We start from the raw sequence: 23,506 nt of genomic DNA, 5'->3' as shown, positions 1-23,506 counted from the left end.
CCCCCGCTCAGGCCCCGACCCTGGCCAGGGCGTCCAGGGGGTCGGCGAGCACCCGGGCGAACGCCAGCTCGGCCGCGCCCACCAGGGTGGTGTCGTCGCCGAGCATCGGGGTGCGCAGGCGCAGGGTCTCGCGGGAGGCGTACAGCACGTCGGTGGTGATGCGGCTGCGCACCTGCGCCGCCGCCCCCAGGTAGATCTCGCGCAGCATGCCGCCGAAGATGACGATCTCGGGGTTGAAGATGTTGACCAGGTTGGCCACGCCCAGGCCGAGCCAGTCACCGACGCGCGCCAGCGCCTCCTGGGCGATGCTGTCGCCCCGGTCGGCGGCGTCCACGACGGCGCGCACGGCGTCGCGCCCGATCTGCGGGCCGAACCGGCCGGCGGCCTCCAGCAGCGCGCGCTCCCCCACCTCGGCCTCCAGGCAGCCGTGCGACCCGCACCCGCAGGGACGGCCGCCCGCGTTGACCACCATGTGGCCGACCTCGCCGCCGTAACCGCCGTGCCCGCCGAGCAGCTGGCCCGCGGTGATGATGCCGCCGCCGACGCCGACGTCCCCGTGCAGGTAGATCAGGTCACGGCTTCCGACGCCGACCCCGCGCGCCTGCTCGGCCAGCGCGCCCACGTTGGCGTCGTTGCCCACGACGACCGGCACCCCGAGCCCCAGCCTGCGTTCCAGCTCCTCGCCCAGCGGAATGTCGAAGACCCCCAGGTTGGGACTGAAGCGGACGAACCCATCAGAGTGCCGCACCCCGCCGGAGAAGGCCACGCCCGCGCCGACGCACACGGTGTCGGAGCGGGTCTTGCCCAGCATCTGCCCGGTGAACGCGGCCAGGCGCTCGACCTCGTTCTCCATGGCGAACACCCCGCGCCGGCGGGTGGTCTCGCGCCGGTCGAGTATCACCCCGCCGAGCCCCACCCGCGCGGCCACCAGGCGGTCGACCCCGATGTCGTACGCGAGCACGTACACGCGCGCCGACTCGGGCCGCACCACGAGGGAGGGGCGCCCGGCCCTGCCGGTCTCCCTGGGCAGTTCCTCCCGCACCAGGCCCGCCGCCGTCAGGTCGGCGGTCAGGGCCATGATGGTGCTGCGGTTGAGCCCCATCCGCGTGGTCAGCTCGGCGCGGGACGTCGGGCCGCCCAGGTGCACGTGACGCAGCAGCGCTCCGAGGTTGTGGCGGCGGATCTCCTCCTGCGAGGGTCCCGCGCGCATCATCGGCGTTCCTCTGCTCGTTGATCGTCCGGTCCGGGTGGGGGGTCAGGTGGCACCGGACCGGCGATCACCTGAGGCCAGAGGCGGCCGCCCGCTTGCGCGACAGCGCGTCGACCCCGGCGGCCAGCAGCAGCACCAGCCCGGTGACGATGTACTTGACGCTGGCGCTGTAGCCCATCAGGCCCATGCCGTTGTTGATCACGGCGACCACGGCGCCGCCGAGGATGGCGTCCAGCACCCGGCCCTTGCCGCCGAACAGGCTCGTGCCGCCGATGACCGCGGCGCCAACGGCGAACAGCAGCACGTCGCTGCCGCCCGTGCTCGGGTCGACCGAGCTGGCCTGGGAGGCCAGGATGATGCCGCCGATCGAGGCCATGCCCGAGCAGATGACGAAGGCGCTGACCCGGATGCGGTCCACGTTGATGCCCGCGCGGCGGGCCGCCTCGGCGTTGCCGCCGACCGCGTAGATGTGCCGCCCGTAGGCGGTGCGGCGCAGGACGAACGTCCAGATGATCAGCAGGGCCAGCACGACCGGCACGACGATCGGCACGCCCTTGAGCGACACGAGCAGGGCGTTGCGGCTGCGCTCGAGGTTCAGGGCATAGACGGCCAGGCCGCCGAGGATCACCAGAGCGCCCACCCTGACGGCGATGATGCCGGCGGTGTCGGCGGCGAGCCCGCGCCCGGCGCGGCGGCGCGCCCGCACGACCTGGATGGCGGCGTAGACCAGAACGCACACCGCGTAGAGGATCCAGCCCAGGGACGGCGGCAGGTTCTTGTTCTCGATCGCGATGATCAGCGGGTCGCGGATGGCGATGTTGTTGCCCTCGTTGACCAGCACCAGCAGCAGGCCCTGGAAGCCCAGGAAGGCGGCCAGGGTCACCACGAACGAAGGAATGCCGAGCTTGGCGACCAGCGCGCCGAGGATCAGGCCGATCACGACGCCGGTGAGGATCGCCGCCCCGACGCTGAGGTACCACGGCTGCCCGTTCTGGGTCATCATCACCGCGAGCACCGCGGCGCACACGCCGCTGGTGTACCCGGCGGACAGGTCGATCTCGCCGAGCAGCAGGACGAAGACCAGCCCCATGGCGATCACGCTGATCGCGGCGCCCTGGGTGAACAGGTTGGCGAAGTTGATCGCCGAGAGGAACACCGGCCGCAGGACGGCGAAGGCCGTGCACAGGACGAGGAGCCCGAGGATGGCGGGCAGCGCGCCCATGTCACCGCCCCGGACGCGTCCGATGTAGGCACGGGCGTTGCCGCTGAGGCTCGGGGCCGGCGCCGCGGTCTGCTTGTCGGGAACCATCGTCGTACTCATGCGGTGACTCCGTTGACGTTCTGCAGGCCGAGCTCGCCACTGCGTCCCGAGGTGATCAGCTCGACGACCTGTGAGTGGGTGACGTCGGACGCCTTGACCTGGGCGGCCATCCGGCCGAGGTAGAGCGCCGCGATGCGGTCGGAGACGGCGAAGACGTCGTTCATGTTGTGGGAGATGAGGATCACGGCCAGGCCGTTGTCGGCCAGGCGGCGCACCAGCTCCAGCACCTGGGCGGTCTGGGCGACGCCGAGCGCCGCGGTCGGCTCGTCCAGGATGACGACCTTGCTGTTCCACAGCACGGCCTTGGCGATGGCCACGGTCTGCCGCTGGCCGCCGGACAGGCTCGACACGTGCTGGCGGATCGACTTGACGGTGCGCACCGAGAGGCTGTCGAGCGTCTTGGCCGCCATCTCCTCCATCGTCGCCTCGTCCAGCACCAGGCCGCTCTTCTTCTCGCGGCCGAGGAACATGTTCTGGACGATGTCGAGGTTGTCGCAGAGGGCGAGATCCTGGTAGACGATCTCGATGCCGAGGTCGGCGGCCTCACGGGGGCTGTTGACCTGCACGGGCCTGCCGTCGAACAGGAACTCCCCCGCGTCGGCCGTGTAGGTGCCGCCGATGCACTTGACCATGGTGGACTTGCCTGCGCCGTTGTCGCCGACCAGGGAGGTGACCTCACCGGCGTAGGCCGAGAAGGCGACATTGTGCAGCACCTGCACGGGACCGAAGCTCTTGTCGAGCCCCCGGATCTCCAGGACGGGTTGGGATGACACGTTGCTCCTCAGGGACTGACGGTACGTCACCCGCATCCCCGCGGGGAGGCCCCTTGCCGGGACCTCCCCGCGGGAGCGTGAGCCGTGCCGAACCGCGGTTCTACTGGACTCCGGCCTCGGTGCACTTGTCGGCGTACTCGCCCTTGCACAGCTCGTCCTTGGTGACGAACCCGTCCGCGACGACGTCCTTGACGTTCTCGAAGGTGACCGCCAGCGGGTCGAGCAGGACGGCGGGGACGTCCTGGCCGGTCTGGGTGTCCTTGGTCGTGCCGCTGACCGTGGGCTTCTCACCCTTGGCGAGCGCGACGGCGAGCTTGGCCGCGGCGTCGGCCTCCTGCTTGACCGCCTTGTAGACCGTCATGCACTGGTCGCCGACCAGGATGTTCTGCAGGCCCTGGACGCCGGCGTCCTGCCCGGTCACCGGGACCTTGCCGTTGAGCTTCTGCTTCTTCAGCACGGTGATGGCCGCGTTGCCCAGGTTGTCGTTGGCGGCGAGCACGCCGCCGATCTTGGGCTCGGAGGTCAGCATCTGCTCGAAGATCGTGTTGGCCTTGCGCGGGTCCCAGTCGGGAACCGACTGGTCGGGACCCTTCTTGTAGTCGCCCGAGTCGTACTTGGGCTTCAGGACGCCGTCGTAGCCCTCCTTGAACTGCGTGGCGTTGTTGTCGGTGGGCGAGCCGTTCAGCTCGGCGATGATGGGCTTGTCGACCTTCTTGTCGGTCAGGCACTTCACCAGGCCCTCGCCCTGCAGCTGGCCGACCTTGACGTTGTCGAAGCTGACGTAGTACGAGGCGCCGCCGCCGAGCGTGAGGCGGTCGTAGTCGATGACCGGGACGCCCTGGCCCTTGGCCTTGTCGATGACGGCCTTGCCGGTGCCGCTGTCCAGGTTGACGATCAGCAGCACGGTGGCGCCGTTGGTGATCATCTGGTCGGCGATGGTCTGGAACGCGGTCTTGTCGTTCTGCGCGTTCTGGATGTCGTACTCGACCCCGGCGGCCTTGAAGGCCTCTTCGAGGTACTTGTGGTCCGCGGTCTCCCAGCGGGGGGAGGACTTGCTGTCGGGAAGGATGACGCCGATCTTCCCCGCCGGCTTGGCGGCGGCGGACGACGCCGGGGCGCTGCCGCTCGGAGCCGCGCCGGAGTCACCGCTGTCGCCCCCGCAGGCGGTGAGACCGAGAGAGAGCGCCGCCGCGGCGGCGGTCAGGCCGAGGATCCCCTTGCGCATGGATGCACCGGGTCCTTTCTACAGAGATGGCCACTGACGGCGTGGCACGGGGGTCTGTTCGGGAGGTGCCCGGCCGAGCTCTGACCGGGGATGGCACGGCTGTCACCGGGTCGCGGATTTTGCCGTTTCCTTGAATGTTGTTTGCGGCAACGTATTCCGTCCCGGGGCCGGATACCAGACCTGGAAGGGTCAAGATTTGTTGTCTCCGGTAACAATCGGGAAACGCGCCCTTAACTGCCCAGGCTCTGCCCGATCAACACAAGAGCTGACATGGCGGCTACCGCGAGGATTCCCGCCCTGACCCGCCCGCCGTCCAGGAACCGCCGCAGCGGGCCGGAGACGGCGAAGCCCGCGACCATGAACGGGATGAGCACGGCCCCGGCCAGCGCCGACCGGGCGGGCAGCTTGCCGACGGCGGCGAGCAGGGCCAGCGACTGCGCGGCTGAGAGAAAGAAGTACAGGGCGAGCGTCGCCCGGATCTGCGGCCCCTTGGCGTGCTGGTAGACGATGCCCATGGGCGGGCCGCCGATGCCGGTCGCCGTGCCGGTGATCCCCGAGATGAACCCCGCGCCGGCCAGCGTGGCCCCGTTGCGCGGGACGGCGACCGCCGAGGCGGTGACCGCCACCGCGACCAGCACCATGAGGCCGACGAACAGGCCGAGAACGCGGGTGCTGACGTACACGACGACCAGCGCGCCGAGGGCGCTGCCCGGCAGCCGGCCGAGCAGCGCGAACCCCAGGCCCCTCCAGTCGACCCTGCGCCACTCGGCGGCCAGAGTGAACAGCGGCAGCGTCACGTTGACGATCTGGACGGCCCCCGGCATCACGCTCGGATCGAGCACCGTGATCAGCGGCGCGGCCACCAGGCCGAGGCCGAAGCCCACCCCTCCCTGCACGATGGCGCCCACGAACACCGCCACGCCGGCGACCAGCACGTAAAAGCCCTCGACACCCATGCGTGGCACAGTAGAGGCAGGCCGCCCACCCGCCGCAACGGATTATCGGCCGCCCGCAACCGCTGATCGGGGCCTTGCGGAGGTCACCAGGCGACCGGGAGCCGGTGCACCCCGTAGATCGCCATGTCCGACCGCGTCGCGACCTGCTCGGGTTCGATGGCCAGGCGCAGGCCGGGGAAGCGCCGCAGCAGCGCGGGATAGCCGGCGCGCATCTCGGCGCGCGCGAGCTGCTGGCCGATGCACTGGTGGACGCCGTGCCCGAAGGCCAGGTGCCCGGTCGCCGGGCGGGTGACGTCGAAGGCGTCGGGGGCCGGGAACTGCGCGGGGTCGCGGTCGGCGGCGGCGACCGACACCGTCACCGTCTCCCCCGCCCTGATCATGTGGCCCTCGACCAGGACGTCCTCGGTGGCCGAGCGGAGCAGGCCGATGTGGATGATGCTCAGGTAGCGCATCAGCTCCTCCACCGCGGCCCCGGCCCGGCGGCCGGGGTCCTCGCGCAGCGCGGCGAGCTGCCCGGGGTTGCGCAGGAGCGCGAAGGTGCCGAGCGCCAGCATGTTGGCGGTCGTCTCGTGGCCGGCGATCACCAGCAGCATCGCCACGCCGGCGATCTCCTCCTTGGTGAGCTGCCGGGTCGCCACCAGGTTGCCGATCAGGTCCTGCGCCGGCCGCGCCCGTTTGCCGTCCACCAGCTCCAGCATGAACCGCATCAACTCGTCCTTCGCCCGGCGGACCATCTCCGGGGTGGAGGCGAGATCGAGCATCACCTCCGACTGCCGCTGGAAGTCCTCCTGCGCCTCGACGGGCACGCCGATCAGCTCGCAGATCACCAGGGAGGGCAGCGGAAGGGCGAACGCGCGCACCAGGTCGGTCGGCGGGCCGGCCTTCTCCATCGCGTCCAGCAGGTCCTCGGCGATCTGGGCGATCCTCGGTTCCATCTCCTTGGCCCGGCGCAGGGTGAACTGGCCGGTGAGCAGCCCGCGGACGCGGGTGTGCTCGGGCGGGTCCTGGTGCAGGAAGAAGCCGGGGACGTCGGCGAACATCGCCTGGGTGAGCCGCCCGCCGACCGGCGGGTGCAAAACCTTCAGGTCGGTGCTGAACCTCGAGTCGGCGAGCACGGCGCGCGCGGCGGCGTAGCCGGTGACCAGCCATCCCACGTGCCCGTCCGCGTACAGCATCGGCCGGATCGGGCCCTCCTCGCGCCACCGGGCCAGCTCTCCGGGCGGGTCGAAGGGGTTCGGGCGTTCGAGGGAAAGGGTAACCGGCCGTGACATCGCGTGCGTCATTATGCGCTCCTCCCTTTCTCCCAGACCCTACAAAGCGGGGACATTCCGCTATATGAAGGGAGGTATCGGGCGGAGTAAAGATTCGACAGGACGCCGTGCGGCCCGGGGCACCAGGTGCCGCCGGGCCGCACGGGACGCGACGTCCCGTCGGCGGGGCCCCGACGGGCCCCGCGTCCGCCGGGCCCGCGGGCCCGGCTCGGGGTCTCAGCTCTTGGCGAGCAGCGAGCGCAGGACGTACTGCATGATGCCGCCGTGGCGGTAGTACTCCGCCTCGCCGGGGGTGTCGATGCGCACGACGGCCTGGAACTCCTTGTCCCCCGCCTTCACCGTGACGGTGGCCGGGGTCGTCCCCGCGTTGAGCTCCTCGACACCGGTGATGTCGAAGGTCTCCTCGCCGGTGAGGCCGAGCGAGGCGGCGCTCTCGCCCTCGGGGTACTGCAGCGGCAGCACGCCCATGCCGATCAGGTTGGAGCGGTGGATGCGCTCGTAGGACTCGGCGATCACGGCGCGGACGCCGAGCAGCGCCGTGCCCTTGGCGGCCCAGTCGCGCGAGGACCCCGAGCCGTACTCCTTGCCCGCCAGCACCACCAGCGGGACGCCCGCCGCCTGGTAGTTCGAGGAGGCGTCGTAGATCGTCGAGACCGGGCCGCCCTCCTGCGTGAAGTCGCGGGTGAAGCCGCCCTCGGTGCCGGGCGCGATCTGGTTGCGCAGGCGGATGTTGGCGAAGGTGCCCCGGATCATCACCTCGTGGTTGCCGCGGCGCGAGCCGTAGGAGTTGAAGTCCTTGAGCTGGACCCCGTGCTCCTTCAGGTACAGCCCCGCGGGCGAGTCGGCCTTGATCGAACCGGCCGGGGAGATGTGGTCGGTGGTCACCGAGTCGCCGAGCAGCGCGAGCACGCGGGCTCCGGCGATGTCGGTCACCGGCTCCGGCTCGCTCGGCATGCCGTCGAAGTAGGGCGCCTTGCGGACGTAGGTCGACTCGGGGTCCCACTCGAAGGTGTCGCCGGTGGGGATCGGCAGCGACCGCCAGGTGTCGTCGCCCTTGAACACGTCGGCGTAGTCGCGCCGGAACATGTCCTCCCCGATGGAGGAGTGGACGACCTCGGCGATCTCCTCGGCCGAGGGCCAGATGTCCTTGAGGAACACCGGCTCGCCGTCGGTGCCGGTGCCGAGCGGCTCGGTGTCCAGGTCCAGGTCCATCGTGCCGGCCAGCGCGTAGGCGACGACAAGCGGCGGCGAGGCCAGGTAGTTCATCTTGACGTCGGGGTTGATGCGCCCCTCGAAGTTGCGGTTGCCCGACAGCACCGCGGCGACGGCCAGGTCGCCCTCCTGGACGGCGGCCGAGATCTCCTCCGGCAGCGGGCCGGAGTTGCCGATGCAGGTGGTGCAGCCGTAGCCGACCAGGTTGAACCCGAGCTTATCCAGGTAGGGCGTCAGGCCGGACCGCTCGAAGTAGCCGGTGACGACCTGCGAGCCGGGCGCGAGGGAGGTCTTCACCCAGGGCTTGCGGGTGAGGCCCTTGTCCACGGCGTTCCTGGCGAGCAGGGCCGCGCCGATCATGACGTACGGGTTGGAGGTGTTGGTGCAGGAGGTGATGGCGGCGATCACCACGGCGCCGTGGTCCAGCTCGAAGGAGGCGCCGTCGGCCAGGGTGACCGGGACGGGGCTGCTCGGCCGGGCCGAGCCCTCGGCGGCCGCCGCGGCGTGCGGCCTGTCCTGCTCCTTGTCGTGCCCGTCGGCCTGGGCGTTGGAGGCGGGGGCGTCGGAGGCCGGGAAGGACTCCTTGCCCTCCTCGTCCACGCCCTCGGCGTCGGGGACGAAGACGCGCACGTCACGGCGCCAGGTCTGCTTGGCGGCGGTCAGCGCGATGCGGTCCTGCGGGCGCTTGGGGCCGGCGATGGCCGGGACGACCGTCGACAGGTCCAGCTCGATGTACTCGGAGAAGACCGGCTCGCTCGCGGGGTCGTGCCACAGACCCTGCTCCTTGGCGTACGCCTCGACCAGGGCGACCTGCTCGGGGGCGCGGCCGGTGAGCGTGAGGTACTTCACCGTCTCGTCGTCGATCGGGAAGATCGCACAGGTGGAGCCGAACTCGGGGCTCATGTTGCCGATCGTCGCGCGGTTGGCCAGCGGCACCGCCGCGACGCCCTCGCCGTAGAACTCGACGAACTTGCCGACGACGCCGTGCTCGCGGAGCATCTCGGTGATGCGCAGCACCAGGTCGGTGGCGGTCGCCCCGGCGGGCAGCTCGCCGGTGAGCCGGAAGCCCACCACCCGGGGGATCAGCATGGAGATCGGCTGGCCGAGCATGGCGGCCTCGGCCTCGATGCCGCCGACGCCCCAGCCGAGCACGCCGACGCCGTTCTCCATGGTGGTGTGGGAGTCGGTGCCGACGCAGGTGTCGGGGTAGGCCTTGCCGTCGCGGGTCATGACCACGCGGGCCAGGTGCTCGATGTTGACCTGGTGCACGATGCCGGTGCCGGGCGGGACGACCTTGAACTCGTCGAAGGCCGTCTGGCCCCAGCGCAGGAACTGGTAGCGCTCGCGGTTGCGCTCGTACTCGCGCTCGACGTTGCGCCGGAAGGAGTCGGGGCCGCCGAAGAAGTCGACGATGACCGAGTGGTCGATGACCAACTCGGCCGGCGCCAGCGGGTTGATCCTGGCCGGGTCGCCGCCCAGGTCGCGCACGGCCTCGCGCATGGTGGCCAGGTCGACGACGCAGGGCACGCCGGTGAAGTCCTGCATGATCACGCGGGCGGGCGTGAACTGGATCTCCACGCTGGGGGCCGCGGCGGGGTCCCACCCGCCGAGCGCCCGGATGTGGTCGGCGGTGATGTTGGCGCCGTCCTCGGTGCGCAGCAGGTTCTCGAGAAGGATCTTCAAGCTGTACGGGAGGCGCGCCGACCCCTCGACGGCGTCCAGCCGGTAGATCTCGTATGCCGCGTCACCGACGCGGAGTGTGTCACGGCTGCCGAAGCTGTTGGCGGACACGGAGACTCGCCTCCCTCATTTCACACTCATCGCCACTGATGATGGGTCGCAGACTGTGCCTGGTTCGCCCCATAGATCCTGCCGCACCGGCGGAGTGCCGCCGCCAGTTAGGTACTCCTAACCGAACACGGCCTCTCGGATCTCTCGACATCAAGATATCGGGTGTTATATCTCGACATCAAGTTACTCATGGGTAGCGAGGAGTGCGACGAGGAACCCGGTGACGGGACGCGAGGCAGCGGGACGGCGGGACGGGCCGCGGCGAGGCGAGCGGGAGACGCTAGAAGGACGGCATGAGACGTGCCGCGAACAGGCCGATCACGACCACCGACAGCACCGGGCCGAGGATCTTGATCTCGAACACCCTCCCGGTCTTGATGCCGATCTTCCACGGCAGCAGCCACCGGTGCCGCAGCGGCCACAGCACCGGGCACCCGCGTTCGGTCAGGCAGTCGCCCACCACGTGCGCCAGGCAGCCGATCGAGATCGCGAAGCCGAGCCACAGGTACCCGACGTGGGCGGAGTGAAGCAGGATGAACGCGATGGCGGTCAGGCCGATGTTCACCATCGCCGAGGTGATCGTCTTGCCGGGGATGCCGATGCCGATCGACCGCAGCGCGAGGCCGATCATCAGGATGACCACGACGTCGCGGCCGATGGAATAGTGGTCGGCGAGCAGGTGCGCGCCGAGGCCGGCGGCGATCGCGAACGCCAGCGAGTGGGTGGCGTGCCGGTGCCCGCCGCTCGCCCAGTTGACCGCCTTGCTCAGGACCCAGGTGGCCGGGCCGAAGGTCTGGGCGATCGTCGCGTGCGGGTGGTCGAGATCGGGGAGCATCGCCGCGCCCGCGCAGACGAGCGTGCCGGCGACCAACTCGGCCGGGGACAGCGCGTTGGCCACCACCGGCGTCAGGTCGCCGGTGAGGCCGGACAGCGCCGTCAGGCCCGGCAGCGCCACCAGACCCGGCGCGACCAGCAGCCAGGCCGCCGCCCCGCTGAGTGCGTGCGTATGCCCCATCATGCGTCGATCACGATCGGGCACCCTATGGCAAAAACCTCACCAAGCGGCGGAGGTGTCCCGCCGGGGGCGCGGCGTGTCGCCTCGCGCCCGGCGACCGGCGCGCGCCGGGAAGCGCGGAGAAGCGCGGAGAGAACCGCCCGAGGGCCGTGGAAAAAAAGAAGGACGGGGCCGTTCCGCTCCAAGAGCACCCCCCAGCCCTCTCAGAGCGGAACGACCCGTCCGAATGCTGTTAACGCTCGCATCCCGGCATGTGTTCCCCGGTGAGCGTGATGTGCGTCACTGATTTCTCCGAGCCCCGGCCCCGTCGGCGCTCCTGTTCACCGGCGAAGTGTGCGAGTTGGTTTCGATGGGTTGTTCTGAGAACGCTAACGATATATCTTTGAAGCATCGAGAACGGTCGACGGTCGATCGTCGATGTGAGGAGAGAACGATGACGGGATTCGCGATGGGAGCCGCGCCCTGGGGAACCCCCCGAGGCGGACGGCCCATGACACTCGGCCTGCTGGGCGCCATGGCCGCCCTGCACCAGGCGCATCACCACCACCAGCACCGCCACGGCGTGCCCGGCGAGGACGACGAGGCCGGGTCCGAGCGCCGCCAGCGGGGGGGCCGGGGCGGCCGCAGGGGCCCCGGCCCGTGGGACTTCGGCGGCGGCCCGTTCCGGCAGGGCTTCCCGTTCGGGGGCTTCGGGGGCGGGCGGCCGCCGTTCGGCAGAGGCGGTCGCAAGGCCAAGCGCGGCGACGTCCGCGCCGCCATCCTCGCCCTGCTGGGCGAGGAGCCGCGCAACGGCTACCAGATCATCCAGGAGATCGCCGAGCGCAGCGAGGGGGGCTGGAAGCCCAGCCCCGGCGCGGTGTACCCGGCGCTCCAGCAGCTCGCCGACGAGGGCCTCGTGCGCGCCGACGAGACCGAGGGGCGCAAGACCTTCCAGCTCACCGACGCGGGCCGCGACTACGTGGCCCAGCACGCCGATGAGCTGCGGGCACCCTGGGAGGACATGACGCCGAACATGGAGGAGGGCGTCTACGAATTGTTCGACCTGAGCCGCCAGGCCGCCGCGGCGCTCTTCCAGATCGCGCAGACTGGGAGTGACGCCCAGGTCGGCCAGGCCAAGAAGATCCTCGCCGACACCCGGCGCAAGCTGTACCAGATCCTGGCCGACGGCGACACCCCGGAGGAGTGAGCCTCGATGACATCGCGGGACGATCTGCGCATCGGCGACGCGGAGCGCGACGAGGTGATGGCCGCCCTGCGCGAGCACTTCGCGCAGGGCCGGCTCACCCACGAAGAGCTCGACGAGCGGCTCGACACGGCGCTCGCCGCCCGCACCGCGGGTGAGCTGCGGCGGGTGACGGCCGACCTGCCCTTCCCCGCGCGGCGCGCCGCGGCCGAGGGCGATCATCCCGCGATGGACGGCCCCCGCGGCCCGTGGGCCGGTCCCGGCGGTCCGTGGGCGGGTCCTCGCGGCCCGTGGGCGGGTCCCCGGCCGCGTCCGGGGTCGTGGGACGGCGGGCCCGGGTGGCCTGCGAGCGGCTGGCCGTCGCCGCAGGACGGGCCGGCGGTGTGGGCCGGGCACATGGCCGCCGTCCGCCGCGAGCACCTGGCCCGCCGGGGGCGTCGCCGGCACGGCGCGCCGGCGGTCCCGCTCATGATCCTCGCGGTCATCCTGATCGCCGCGGCGGTCTCAGGCTCCCTGGCGCCCATCTTCGGGGTGCTGAAGGTGCTGTTCCTGGTCTGGATCGTCATGGCCGTGCTGGGGCTGGCCCACCACCGCCACCACCGTCACCACCGCGGGCGCCTCGGCCGCCGCCTCTGAGCCGGCCCGGCCGGCGCCCCTCTGACGCCCTGCCGCGGGGTCCTCCCGGCCGGTCTCGCGGACCGGCCGGGAACCGCCGGCGCTAATTGGGTCTTGACGCCTCCAGTCAGCCGTTTCATGATCGGCCTGTCTTCCCGACCGTCGTCATTCCCGGGTTTCGGCTCGCGCGCACCCGGGCATGGTGGCGCACGTTGCCCGCGATCAGCGCGCCACCGGCCTAGTGGAACCGCCACGGGCCCGGCCCCCGACGACGAGGAGTAGCCCATGGGCCCGATCACGGACGATCAGCTTGATCACCGTGTGTTCCAGAGGGTGCGCGACGTCGACGCGGTGGTCCTCCCCCCGGAGGTGTACGGCCCGGAGTTCCGCCGGGCGTACGAGAGCGCCGAAGGCGTGGTGTGGAAGCTCGAGCGGGCCCAGCACTTCCACGAGCCCTACGAGCCGAGCTGGGAGGCGATGGCCGCCGGCGATTGGGACCGTTCCCTCCTGCTGATCGACGACCTGCGCGGCTCCCTGACCGCCGACTACGCCGGATACGCCGAGTTCCGCAGGGTCCGCGTCGTCGACGCGCCGCTCACCCCCTACATGCAGTGGGAGCTGCACGTGCTCGCCGCCCGCGCCGAGGCCGGCGAGCAGGCCCGCGTGGTCCCCGCTTCGGCCGTCCGCGCCCTGGAGCGGTCCGGCCCGCTGCCCGAGCTGCTGGTGTTCGAGTCGGGGCTGATGTACGAGGTGCTGTACGACGGCTCGGGCGCCCACCTGGGCGGCCGCCGCGTCACCGACCCCGACGCCGTCGAGCCGTGCCTGGCCGCCGTGGTGGCGCTGTACGAGCGGGGCGAGGACCTCGGCGCGTACTTCCGCCGCGAGGTCCTGCCCCTGCCGGCCCCGCGCCAGCGCCCCCTCCGGTCCGCCTGAGCGCCCCACCCGGGCGGGATGGGAGAGGGTCAGAGCCGGGGGTCGACCGGCTCGGACTCCAGGGCGAGGACGGCGAAGACCGCCTCGTGCACCCGCCAGAGCGGCTCGCCGCCGGCCAGCCGCGCCAGCGCCTCCATGCCCAGCGCGTGCTCGCGCAGCGCCAGCGACCGCTTCTTGCCCAGGAAACGCCCGCGCAGCCGGTCCAGGCCGCCGGTGTAGTCGGGCCCGTAGATGATGCGCAGGTACTCCCGCCCCCGCACCTTGACGCCCGGCTGCACGCGGCCGGCCGCCGGATGGGCGGGCTTGACCACCATGCCCTCGCCGCCGTCGCCGGTCAGCGACTCCCACCACGCGGTGGCCGCCTCCCGGGACTCCGCCGAGCCCGTCGAGACCACGACGTGCCTGGTCGGGGTGATGAGGTCGCCGGACAGGCGCCCGAGCGCGTCCAGGTGCCAGGCGTGCGGCTCCTCCGCCGCCGTCGCCCGCCCCTCCACCGCGAGGATCTGGAACGGGGCGAAGCTCACCCCTGACAGGCCGGACACCGGCCGGCAGTACCGCGCGTAGGCGTCCCTGAACCGCGCCGCGTTGTCCGCGCGCGCCCGGGTGCGGTGCAGCAGGTCGCCCACGTCCAGCCCCCGCCCCGCCGCCGCGGCGAGCACGGCGACCGCCTCGGGCAGCGCGGCGCGCGCCGCGGCCCCCACCGACGCGTACTGCTCGCGGATCAGCCCGCCCGCCTTGGCCGACCAGGGCAGCAGCTCGCCGTCGAGCACGATCCAGTCGGTGCGCAGCTCCTCCCACAGGCCCGCCGCCGACACCGCCGCCCGCAGGCCGTCCACCAGGCCGGCCATGAGCGCCGGGTCGTCGAAGAACGGGCGCCCGGTGCGCGTGTGCACCATGCCGCGCGTCCCGTCGCCGACTCCGAACCGGGCGGCGGCGGCCTCGGGCGTGCGCGCCAGGACGGCGATGGCGCGCGAGCCCATGTGCTTCTCCTCGCACACGACTTCGGCCACCCCGGCCTGGTGGAACTCCTCGAAAGCCTCGGCCGGGTGCTCCAGGTGGCCCTCCAGCGGCGAGGTGGCGGCCGGGGCCATGGTCGGGGGCAGGTAGACCAGCCAGCGCGGGTCCACCGCGAACCTGCTCATGATCTCCAGCGCGGCGGCGGCGTTCTCCTCGCGGATCTTCACCTTGCCCCCGGCGCGGGTCTCGACGTACCGGGTGCCCTGGACGTCGCCGATGTCCAGCACGCCGGGGTCGCGCCGCGTCCCCGCCTGGAGCGGGCGGACCGGCTCGTACCAGACCTGCCGGGCCGGGACGGCGACCAGCTCGCGCTCGGGGTAGCGCAGCGCGGTGAGCCTGCCGCCGAACACGCAGCCGGTGTCCAGGCAGATGGTGTTGTTGACCCACTCGGAGTCGGGGATCGGGGTGTGGCCGTAGACGACCATGGCCCGGCCCCGGTAGTCCTTCGCCCACGGGTAGCGCACCGGCAGCCCGTACTCGTCGGTCTCGCCGGTCGTGTCGCCGTACAGCGCGAAGGAGCGCACCCGCCCGGAGGCGCGGCCGTGGTAGGCCTCCTTCAGGCCCGCGTGCGCCACGACGAGCCGGCCGCCGTCGAGCTGGTAGTGGCTGATCAGCCCGTCCATGAACGCCCGCGCCGCCTCGCGGAACTCCTCCGGCTCGGCGGCGAGCTGCTCCAGCGAGCGCTCCAGACCGTGCGACACCGTGACCTTGCGGCCGTTCAGCGCCCGCACCAGCTTGTTCTCGTGGTTGCCCGACACGCACAGCGCCGTGCCGGCCGCGACCATGCCCATGACCAGCCGCAGCACGCCGGGCGAGTCCGGGCCCCGGTCGACCAGGTCGCCCACGAACACGGCCGTCCTGCCCTGCGGGTGGGCCGCGCCCACCGGCCGCCCGGCCTCGTCGCGGCGCAGCTCCCACCCCAGCTCCGTGAGCAGGTCCTCCAGCTCGGCGCGGCAGCCGTGCACGTCGCCGACCAGGTCGAACGGGCCGGTGAGCTCGCGGCGGTCGGTCCACGCCTTCTCGCGGACGACCGTCGCGGCGTCGATGTCCTCGCCGCGCAGCACGTGCACCCGCCGGAACCCGTCCCTTGAGATCTTGGACAGCGAGCGGCGCAGGTCCTTGCGCTGACGGGTGATCACGTGCGCGCCGAAGTCGCGGTCCGGGCGCAGGGCGTTCCTGGCCACCGCGACTTCCTCGGGCACGTCGAGCACGATCGCGTCCACCAGCACGTCGTGGCTTCTGGCGAGCTCGACCAGCCGTTTGCGCGCCTCCCACTGGACGTTGGTGGCGTCCACGACGGTGAGCAGCCCGCGCCGCAGGCGGGTGCCGACGATGTAGTGCAGCACATCGAAGGCGTCCGGGGTCGCCGCCTGGTCGTTCTCGTCGTCGGCGACCAGGCCCCGGCAGAAGTCCGAGGAGATGACCTGCGTGGGCGGGAAGTGCTTGCGGGCGAAGGTCGACTTGCCGCTGCCCGACACCCCCACCAGCACGACCAGCGACAGCGCCGGGACGCTGATCTCAACCACGGCTGAACACCCCCATCTGCGTCGGCGGGCCCACCTCGGGGTCCGGTTCGCCGACCGGCCGGTACGCCACCTGGTAGCCGTGCTCCCGGGCCACGGCCTCGGCCCAGGCGGAGAACTCCGCGCGGGTCCACTCGAAGCGGTGGTCGGGGTGCCGCATGCCGGTCAGGAACTCGTAGCGCACGTTGTACTCGCTGTTGGGCGTGGTGACCACCACCACGCCGGGCCTGGCCTCGCCGAAGACGACCCGCTCCAGCGCGGGCAGCCGCGGCGGGTCCACGTGCTCGACGACCTCCATCAGCACGGCCGCGTCGTACCCGGCGAACCGCGCGTCGGTGTAGGTCAGGGCGCCTTGGAACAGCTCCAGCCGTCCTCTGCGCGTCTCGGGCATCCGGTCGAGCCTGAGCCGGCGGGCGGCCAGGGCGAGCGCCCGCGCCGACACGTCGACGCCGGTGACCCGGGTGATCTCGGGCCTGGCCAGCAGCTCGGCGAGCAGTTGCCCGGAGCCGCAGCCGAGGTCGATGACGCTGCGCGCCCCCGCCTCGGCCAGCGCCCGGACCACCGCGTCCCGCCGCACCAGGTTCAACGGCCGCGCCGCCCCGCCCACCGCCGGCGGCGGCGCCTCTGCGGCCGGTGCTTGGGCGAGCGAGGCGTCGACAACCGGCACGTCCGCGGCCTGCCCGTCACCGGCCTGCCCGTCACCGGTCGGCACGTCGGCGACCTGCACGTCGGCGACCGGTGCGTCGACGACCGGTGCGGCGCTGACCGGTGCGGCGCTGACCGGTGCGGCGCTGACCGGTGCGGCGCTGACCGGCGTCCCGGCGCCCGGTGCGTCAGCGACGTCCAGGGACGCGGTCTCGGCGGCCGGCTCCTCTTCGACGGGTGGCTCCAGGTCCTCCTCGACGTCGTCTCCCAGCTCGGCCAGGCGCGCGAACGCTGCGCGGGTCAGCCCGGTCCGGCGGCCCAGGTAGCGGCGGGTGATCCACGCGCGCTCCGGGTGCGCGGCCAGCCACCCCTCCCCCGCGCGGATCAGCTTGTCCACCTCATCGGAGGCCATCCAGTAGTGCTTGGCGTCGTCGAGGACCGGGAGCAGGACGTACAGATGGTTCAGCGCGTCGGCCAGCCGGACCGCCCCGCGCAGCGTGAGCCGCACGTACCGCGAGTCGCCCCACTCGGGGAAGCCCTCGTCGAGCGGGACCGGCCGCGCCTCCACCTGCCAGCCGAGCGGCTCGAACAACCGGTGCGCCACCTCCGCCCCACCCCGGCAGGGCAGCGCGGGCACGACGACCTCCAGGTCGATCGGCCCGGCGGCCAGCTCTGGACGGGACGCGCAGTGGCCGGCGCGCGCGGTGCGGAAGACGTCGGCGAGCGCCACCGCGAGCATCGAGGACGCCGCGTACGGGCGGTCGTTGACGTACTGGCCCAGGCTGAAGTCGGGCGAGGAGTGGCCGCGCGAGCGAACCAGGCGCACGGCGTCCACCTCGAGCAGCAGCGCGGCCGTGCAGCGCTCCTCGGCGGCCTCGGGATAGAAGACGCGGGCCACGCCGAACGACTGGCCGAACTCCTGCACCCGGCCGGGGTGCTTGTGGAGCAGGAAGCCGAGATCGGTGGCCGGCCGCGTGGTCGTCGAGATGGTCAGCAGCACGCTGCCCGATCTTCCCCCATTCGCGCCCCACCGGCCACCGATTTCGGGTGCGCCCGCCCCGAGGCGGGTCAGCGGGCTCAGACGTGGGGCATGATGTCGGCGGCGACCAGTTCGAGGTGGTCGAGGTCGGACAGGTCGAGGACCTGCAGGTACAGGCGCTCGCAGCCGGCCTCGGCGAACGTCGCGATCTTGTCCAGGACCTCCTGCGGGGTGCCGGCCAGGCCGTTCTGCCGCAGCTCGCCGACCTCCCGGCCGATCGCCGCCGCCCTTCGGGCGAGCTCGGCCTCGTCGGCGCCCACGCACAGCACCTGGGCGGCCGACAGGACGATCGGCTCGCGTCCGGCCGCCGAGCACGCCTCCCGCACGCGGTCGTAGGCCGCCGCGGTGTCCCCCAGCCCGTGGAACGGCACGTTGTACTCGTCGGCGAAGCGGGCGGCCAGCCGGGGCGTGCGCTTCGCGCCGGTGCCGCCGATGATCACCGGCGGGCGGGGGCTCTGCGCGGGCTTGGGCAGCGCGGGCGAGTCGGCGACCCGGTAGTAGGCGCCCTCGAAGGAGAAGGTGTCACCCGGCTTGGTGGTCCACAGCCCCGTGATGATCTCCAGCTGCTCCTCGAACCGGGCGAACCGCTCGCCGAGCGGCGGGAAGGGGATGCCGTACGCCTTGTGCTCGGCGTCGAACCAGCCCGTGCCGAAGCCGAACTCGACCCGGCCGCCGCTCATCTGGTCCACCTGCGCGACGCTGATCGCGAGCGGCCCGGGAAGGCGGAAGGTCGCCGCGGTGACCAGCGTGCCGAGGCGGATCGTCGTGGTCTCGCGGGCCAGCGCCGCCAGCGTCACCCAGGAGTCGGTGGGGCCGGGAGAGGCGTCGCCGTCCCCCATGCGCAGGTAGTGGTCGGAGCGGAAGAAGGCGTCATATCCGAGCCGCTCGGCGGCCTGCGCCACGCGGAGCTGGTCCTCGTAGCCGGCACCCTGCTGCGGCTCCGTGAAGATCCTTAATCTCATACGCCCATTATCCCGATGTCACCCGATGAATCTCCGGGGTGGGATAGGGGTTCGGACAGCCCCCGCATCAGGGTAAGAAAACGCCCATGGGGGGACTTCCTACCTATACTCCGATGCTCGCCCAGCTAGGCACGCTGCCGCCGCCGGGCGACGACGCGAGCTGGGGCCATGAGATGAAGTGGGACGGCGTGCGCGCCCTCGCCTACATCGAGAACTCCGCACTCCGGCTCATCTCGCGCAACGGCAAGGAGGTCACCGTGGCCTACCCCGAGCTGTACGCGCTGGCCGGCGCGGTCGGCGGCCACGACGTCGTGCTCGACGGGGAGATCGTCGCCTTCGACGACGCCGGTCGCCCCAGCTTCTCGGCGCTGCAGCCGCGCATGCACCAGCGCCGCGAGGAACGGGTGCGCAAGCTGGCCCAGACGATCCCGGTGACGTTCATGCTCTTCGACATCCTGCACCTGGACGCCGAGCCGGCGATCAACCTGCCCTACGTCCAGCGCCGGGAACTGCTGGAGGACGTGGTGACCGCGGGCGCGCGCTGGCAGGTGCCCGCCTGGTTCCACGACGACGGCGCGCACGCCATGCGGCTGAGCCGGCAGCTCGGCATGGAGGGCGTCGTCGCCAAGCGACTACAGTCGCCCTACCGGCCCGGCCGCAGGTCACCCGAGTGGACCAAGGTCAAGAACTTCCGCGCGCAGGAGGTGGTGATCGGCGGCTGGACGACCGGGCGTGGCCGCCGGTCGGCGACGATGGGCTCACTGCTGGTCGGCGTCTACGAGGCCGGACGGCTGGTGTACGCCGGCAACGTCGGCACAGGGTTCACCGAGGAGACGCTGCGCGAGCTGGGCGAGGTGCTCGGCCCGCTCGGACGACCGGCCTGCCCCTTCGACGACCTGGTGCCCCGAGAGCAGGCCCGAGGCGCCCACTGGGTGGACCCGGTGCTGGTCGGCGAGGTCCAGTACGCCGAGTGGACCCACGACCGGCGGCTGCGCCACCCGTCCTGGCGCGGCCTGCGCGACGACAAGCACCCCACCGAGGTCACCCGCGAAGGAGAGCCTCCCCAACTGGCGAGCTGACCCTCGCGGCGGTCGGGTGAACCGCGGGTCACGAACGCTCGGCCTCCCGGCCCGTCGATCCCCGGCATCGGCCCGTCGCCGAGGCATGACGACGGGCCATGACGACGGGGGTCGCCTCGGTCCCGCCGGCGGTCTTGCGCCTGGGATCCATGCACATGGGCCGCTACGGGGCCCGGTAAGCCAGCGAGTAGGAGCCGGACCCGCTGGCGGCGTCCACCCGGTAGCGGTAGTAGCCCGCCGTGCCGGTGTAGCCGATCCTCTCGTCGGGGTTCGGTCCCGCCGCCGAGGCGACGGTGACCCAGCTCCGGCCGTTCCACTTCTGCAGGTGGAGATCGAAGTCGGCGCCCTCGGGACCGTCCAGGCAGGCCGAGTGCACCCCGCTCACGGCCGAGTGGTAGTAGAGGTCGTCCGGCTGGTAGGCGTACCGGCCGCCGGTCAGGGAGCCGGTGACGGTGTGCGGAAAGCCGGTGCAGGCGCCCGTGCTCGGCGGCGGGTTGCCGGCGGTGGTCACCAGGCTCAGGCCATAGGTCGACAGGATCTCGTTGACCGGCTGGAAGTAGGTGATCCCACCGGACGTGCAGTCGCCCGTCCCGCCGGAGGTGACTCCCTGCGCCTGGTCGATGGAGACGAAGGGGCCGCCGGAGTCACCGGGCTCGGCGCAGACGCTGGTCCGGGTGAGCTCGTAGACGGTGCCCTGGGAGTAGGTGACACTGGCGTTGCGCTGCTGCACGATGCCGCAGTGCCAGCCGGAGGTGGATCCGGACCGGCACACCGAGGCGCCCTCGATCGCCTCCCTGGCCCCCGCGACGTTGACCACGCCGCCGCTGCCGTTGTTCACCGAGGGCCTGGGCGTCCAGTTGCCGTTGACGCCGACCCAGGAGAAGTCGCTGACGGGGAAGACCGACGCCTGGAAGGTGCCCTGGGCGACCCGGTTGAAGCCGAAGGTCGCCTGGCCCAACCTGCCGCAGTGACCGGCGCTGACGAACCCCTTCTGGGTGCCGCGCACGACCGGGAAGCCGATCGAGCAGCGGGTCGTCGTCCCGATGTAGTAGGCGTCACCGCCCGTCAGGTCGTAGAGGGGCCGGGGCCGCTCAGCCGACGCCACGACCCGCACCGCCGATCCGTCCAGTCCGATGCTCCTGATGACGTCATGGGTCTTGCCGGGCTCCTCGGACAGGACCGTGACGCTGTTGGTGCGCACGTCGACGAAGCGCACCCCGCCCACGGTGGCGGGATGGGCGGGCAGTGCGGCGTCGAGCTTGTCCTTGATCATGTCGAGGTGGGCCAACGACCCGCTGACCACCTGCGGCCGCGCGCCGGCCGCGAGGATCTGGGGGATGTCGGCGGAGCTGGTGGTGGCGACCATGAGCGTCTGGGCGGTGGCCCCCGTGAGCCAGGACCCGCCGTAACGGTCACCGAGTCCGCGGGCGAGCCGGGCCGCGATCGGTGTCAGGCGGATCTCGTTGAGCATGCGGGCCTCAGCCTGCGCGGCGGTGAGATTAAGGTCGCGCTGAAGTGCCTCGATCATGCCCGGCAGCGGTCTGTGGGCGCCCGCGGTGACCGCGACGCCGGCCGTCCGGGGCTGGGCGACGGCCGGAGTGGCCGCCACGACAAGCGCGCTGACCGTCAAAGCGCACCCCATGAGGGCTGTGCGTCCGCACGACATGATCTCTCCTCGACCTCGACCGCCAGAGCAGGGGGAGATCGCCGCGCACCGCTCGAAGATCACCGGATGCGCGCTACGCCACCTTAAGGCAGCTCATGGCGATCAGGGCTGAAAAGCCGCGCGCCACGCAGGAAGCGATCGCTGAGACGATCGACGTACCGGACCGCATCCGCACAAAAGTGAAGGCGGCGCTTCCACGAGTACGACTCGTGAAAGCGCCGCCTGTCTTCCTGCTAGGCAGGTCAGAGGCCGAGACCCAGCCCCAGGCCGAGGCCCAGGCCCAGGCCGCGGCCGCCGCCGCTGCCGTAGCCGACGCCGACGCCGTAGCCGCCGCCGGACCCGTAGCCGGCGCCGTAGCCGTAGCCGGCCCCGTAACCGGCGCCGTAGCCGTAGCCGGCCCCGTAGCCGACGCCGTAGCCGACGCCGGCGCCGTAGTAGCCGCCCGGGCAGGCGGAGCCGACGACCGTCGGGACCACCGTCGGGACGACGCCCACGCCACAGGGGCAGCAGTTGGCCCGAGCGGAGGTCTTGGCGCTCTTCGCGTGCACCGCGTCGGCGGAGGCGGCGGCGGCCGGGGCGATGACGGCCATACCGACGCATGCCGTGGTGACCAGAAGGCGGCGAATCATTCTTGAATTCTCCCTATTAGTAAATCGCCGCAACAGCCCGTCCGTACGCGGACTGCGTTGAACGGCGATTACCGAATGTGACCGCTCAGAGAGTACCCAACGCCCGATCAGCCATAAGGGTGCGAGAGAGTCAGATGACGGTAAAGTTAGAGGCGCCGCGACCAATAGCGCCTTCGCTCAACGCAACGCCTTGCCAGGGGGATCCACGTGGCTTCCACCGGGCATTTCCACAGAACCACAGGTCATGGCCATGATCACGAGGTCGCATACCCTCGGCTCGGACCCTCGCGCCGAATGCCTCCGCATCCGGCGGACGCGTCTATCCCAATTCACCGGTAGCGCGACAGATCACGACATAACATTCTCACTCCGGCCGGCCGAGAGGAAATCCGGTCTTTCACGGCGACCCCCGGAATGCACCGACGCCAGATATGCCATAAATCGCGATCCGCAGTCGACTGATCCTCCGTGAGCCCTCAGGATCGTCCGCGACCACGGATCGGGAGAAAGGCGAAAAGCAAGGGCCAAGGCCCCCGATCATCACCGCCGCCACCGCCACCGCCGCCGCCACTGTCGCCGCCGCCACCGCCGTCACCGCCGCCGTCACCGCCGCTGTCGCCGCCGCCGTCACCGCCGTCACCGCCGCTGTCGCCACCGCTGTCGCCACCGCTGTCGCCACCGCTGTCGCCACTGTCGCCGCCACCGCGGTCACCGTAACTGTCGCCGCCGTCACCGTCTTCATCGGCAGTGGCTCGCCTTCGGGCGGCTGTTGGGCGGCCGGTTCGGTGACCACATGCGTTCACCAGGTGCGGCCTTCCACCCCGGTGTGTGCTGGAGGTGATCGGCGCCGGGTCGGCGGGTCGTCGTACGGCCATGCCGGCGCCGGCTACGGCGACCGACCGGTGGACGTTCGCGGACAGCCGGCCCGGAGCCGGTGCGGCCCGCCGCATCCCGGTCGGAGCCGGGGAAGGGCGGCCACCCGGCGAAGGCGGACGGTCACGCCGCACTGGCTGCACGCAGGTGTTCCGGACCGGTGGCGAGCATGGCCCAGGCCGAGTTGGAGCGGTGGGGGCACGGGCCGGGCGCCCGCGACGTCCGCGGTGTCGCGGGGGGCACAGGAGGCCGGGAGCAGCGACCCGGCTCGCATCGGAGTACCAGCGACGCCCGTCGCCGAAGGCACGCCGGGCCTCCAGGGCCCGATGAGGGCAGGCCGGACGTCCACGGCCCGGGGAGGGGCACGCCCGACGTCCACGGCTCAGAGAAGGTGCGTCGGACGTCCACGGCCCGGCGGGCGAGACCGTCGGGGCCGCTGCTCGACAGCCGGAACTCCTCGCACGCACGAAAGAGGTGTGGGGGGGGGCCGGGGGCCCCCCCAGGGGGGCCGGGGGCGAGGTTGGGTGTTCCACACGAGTAGAAAAAAGAACACAACAAAACAAATCGT

General features: G+C 71.8%; 18 protein-coding genes. 4 read left to right on the top strand and 14 right to left on the bottom strand.

Going from position 1 to position 23,506, the window contains the following annotated elements:
* Nucleotides 1-7: 7 nt before the first annotated feature.
* The 8 genes from ABZT47_RS10905 to ABZT47_RS10870 all read right to left on the bottom strand — a co-directional run bounded on the left by ABZT47_RS10905 (nucleotide 8) and on the right by ABZT47_RS10870 (nucleotide 10,774).
* A complete protein-coding gene (locus ABZT47_RS10905; RefSeq protein ID WP_354839694.1) occupies nucleotides 8-1,210 on the bottom strand; it encodes an ROK family transcriptional regulator in 1,203 nt (400 codons plus the stop codon).
* A 67-nt stretch (nucleotides 1,211-1,277) separates the two neighbouring features.
* The gene (locus ABZT47_RS10900; RefSeq protein ID WP_354838824.1) at nucleotides 1,278-2,531 is read right to left on the bottom strand and encodes an ABC transporter permease; all 1,254 of its coding nucleotides are present in this window, start codon (nucleotides 2,529-2,531) and stop codon (nucleotides 1,278-1,280) included.
* A complete protein-coding gene (locus ABZT47_RS10895) occupies nucleotides 2,528-3,340 on the bottom strand; it encodes an ATP-binding cassette domain-containing protein (protein ID WP_354838821.1) in 813 nt (270 codons plus the stop codon). Before ABZT47_RS10895 ends, ABZT47_RS10900 begins: the two co-directional genes overlap by 4 nt.
* Before the next feature lie 64 nt (nucleotides 3,341-3,404).
* Nucleotides 3,405-4,529: a substrate-binding domain-containing protein gene (locus ABZT47_RS10890; protein WP_354838818.1), complete on the bottom strand. Its 1,125-nt coding sequence runs from the start codon at nucleotides 4,527-4,529 to the stop codon at nucleotides 3,405-3,407.
* A gap of 230 nt (nucleotides 4,530-4,759) precedes the next feature.
* On the bottom strand, nucleotides 4,760-5,485 hold the full coding sequence (locus tag ABZT47_RS10885) for a sulfite exporter TauE/SafE family protein (RefSeq protein ID WP_354838815.1): 726 nt from the start codon (nucleotides 5,483-5,485) through the stop codon (nucleotides 4,760-4,762).
* 83 nt (nucleotides 5,486-5,568) lie between these two features.
* On the bottom strand, nucleotides 5,569-6,768 hold the full coding sequence (locus ABZT47_RS10880; RefSeq protein ID WP_354838812.1) for a cytochrome P450: 1,200 nt from the start codon (nucleotides 6,766-6,768) through the stop codon (nucleotides 5,569-5,571).
* A gap of 204 nt (nucleotides 6,769-6,972) precedes the next feature.
* Nucleotides 6,973-9,759: an aconitate hydratase gene (locus ABZT47_RS10875; RefSeq protein WP_354838810.1), complete on the bottom strand. Its 2,787-nt coding sequence runs from the start codon at nucleotides 9,757-9,759 to the stop codon at nucleotides 6,973-6,975.
* A 280-nt stretch (nucleotides 9,760-10,039) separates the two neighbouring features.
* Entirely contained in the window at nucleotides 10,040-10,774 is a 735-nt protein-coding gene (locus tag ABZT47_RS10870; RefSeq protein ID WP_354838807.1) for a metal-dependent hydrolase, read from the bottom strand.
* A 433-nt stretch (nucleotides 10,775-11,207) separates the two neighbouring features.
* Between ABZT47_RS10870 and ABZT47_RS10865 the strand changes: the two genes are divergently transcribed.
* The 3 genes from ABZT47_RS10865 (at nucleotide 11,208) to ABZT47_RS10855 (ending at nucleotide 13,505) form a co-directional block, all read left to right on the top strand.
* The gene (locus ABZT47_RS10865; RefSeq protein WP_354838804.1) at nucleotides 11,208-11,960 is read left to right on the top strand and encodes a PadR family transcriptional regulator; all 753 of its coding nucleotides are present in this window, start codon (nucleotides 11,208-11,210) and stop codon (nucleotides 11,958-11,960) included.
* 6 nt (nucleotides 11,961-11,966) lie between these two features.
* Nucleotides 11,967-12,593 (top strand): DUF1707 domain-containing protein, encoded by a 627-nt coding sequence (locus tag ABZT47_RS10860; RefSeq protein WP_354838801.1) that lies wholly within the window; start codon nucleotides 11,967-11,969, stop codon nucleotides 12,591-12,593.
* Nucleotides 12,594-12,857: 264 nt separating this feature from the next.
* Nucleotides 12,858-13,505, top strand: coding sequence for a DUF6879 family protein (locus ABZT47_RS10855; protein ID WP_354838798.1), 648 nt, complete (start codon nucleotides 12,858-12,860; stop codon nucleotides 13,503-13,505).
* A gap of 29 nt (nucleotides 13,506-13,534) precedes the next feature.
* Here ABZT47_RS10855 and ABZT47_RS10850 read toward each other — a convergent pair whose 3' ends face one another.
* The 3 genes from ABZT47_RS10850 to ABZT47_RS10840 all read right to left on the bottom strand — a co-directional run bounded on the left by ABZT47_RS10850 (nucleotide 13,535) and on the right by ABZT47_RS10840 (nucleotide 18,691).
* Nucleotides 13,535-16,048 carry a polynucleotide kinase-phosphatase gene (locus ABZT47_RS10850; RefSeq protein WP_354838795.1) on the bottom strand — a complete coding sequence of 838 codons (2,514 nt, stop codon included), beginning with the start codon at nucleotides 16,046-16,048 and terminating at the stop codon, nucleotides 13,535-13,537.
* Nucleotides 16,041-17,690: a 3' terminal RNA ribose 2'-O-methyltransferase Hen1 gene (locus ABZT47_RS10845; protein ID WP_354838793.1), complete on the bottom strand. Its 1,650-nt coding sequence runs from the start codon at nucleotides 17,688-17,690 to the stop codon at nucleotides 16,041-16,043. Before ABZT47_RS10845 ends, ABZT47_RS10850 begins: the two co-directional genes overlap by 8 nt.
* A 77-nt stretch (nucleotides 17,691-17,767) precedes the next feature.
* Nucleotides 17,768-18,691: an LLM class F420-dependent oxidoreductase gene (locus tag ABZT47_RS10840; RefSeq protein ID WP_354838789.1), complete on the bottom strand. Its 924-nt coding sequence runs from the start codon at nucleotides 18,689-18,691 to the stop codon at nucleotides 17,768-17,770.
* Between the two features lie 113 nt (nucleotides 18,692-18,804).
* Between ABZT47_RS10840 and ligD the strand changes: the two genes are divergently transcribed.
* The gene (ligD, locus tag ABZT47_RS10835; RefSeq protein ID WP_354838786.1) at nucleotides 18,805-19,770 is read left to right on the top strand and encodes a non-homologous end-joining DNA ligase; all 966 of its coding nucleotides are present in this window, start codon (nucleotides 18,805-18,807) and stop codon (nucleotides 19,768-19,770) included.
* A gap of 163 nt (nucleotides 19,771-19,933) precedes the next feature.
* On the opposite strand, the gene ABZT47_RS10830 is transcribed toward ligD, so the two are convergent.
* From ABZT47_RS10830 to ABZT47_RS10820, 3 genes are all read right to left on the bottom strand, one after another.
* The gene (locus ABZT47_RS10830; protein WP_354838783.1) at nucleotides 19,934-21,400 is read right to left on the bottom strand and encodes a S1 family peptidase; all 1,467 of its coding nucleotides are present in this window, start codon (nucleotides 21,398-21,400) and stop codon (nucleotides 19,934-19,936) included.
* 278 nt (nucleotides 21,401-21,678) lie between these two features.
* The gene (locus ABZT47_RS10825) at nucleotides 21,679-22,065 is read right to left on the bottom strand and encodes a hypothetical protein (RefSeq protein ID WP_354838780.1); all 387 of its coding nucleotides are present in this window, start codon (nucleotides 22,063-22,065) and stop codon (nucleotides 21,679-21,681) included.
* A gap of 397 nt (nucleotides 22,066-22,462) precedes the next feature.
* Complete coding sequence (locus ABZT47_RS10820; RefSeq protein ID WP_354838777.1) at nucleotides 22,463-22,858, bottom strand: hypothetical protein; 396 nt, start codon at nucleotides 22,856-22,858, stop codon at nucleotides 22,463-22,465.
* Nucleotides 22,859-23,506 lie beyond the last annotated feature (648 nt).

The organism is Sphaerisporangium sp. NPDC005289, assembly GCF_040607455.1.
Taxonomy (GTDB): Bacteria; Actinomycetota; Actinomycetes; order Streptosporangiales; family Streptosporangiaceae; genus Sphaerisporangium; species Sphaerisporangium rhizosphaerae.
This window is presented reverse-complemented; position numbering and strand designations above follow the sequence as displayed.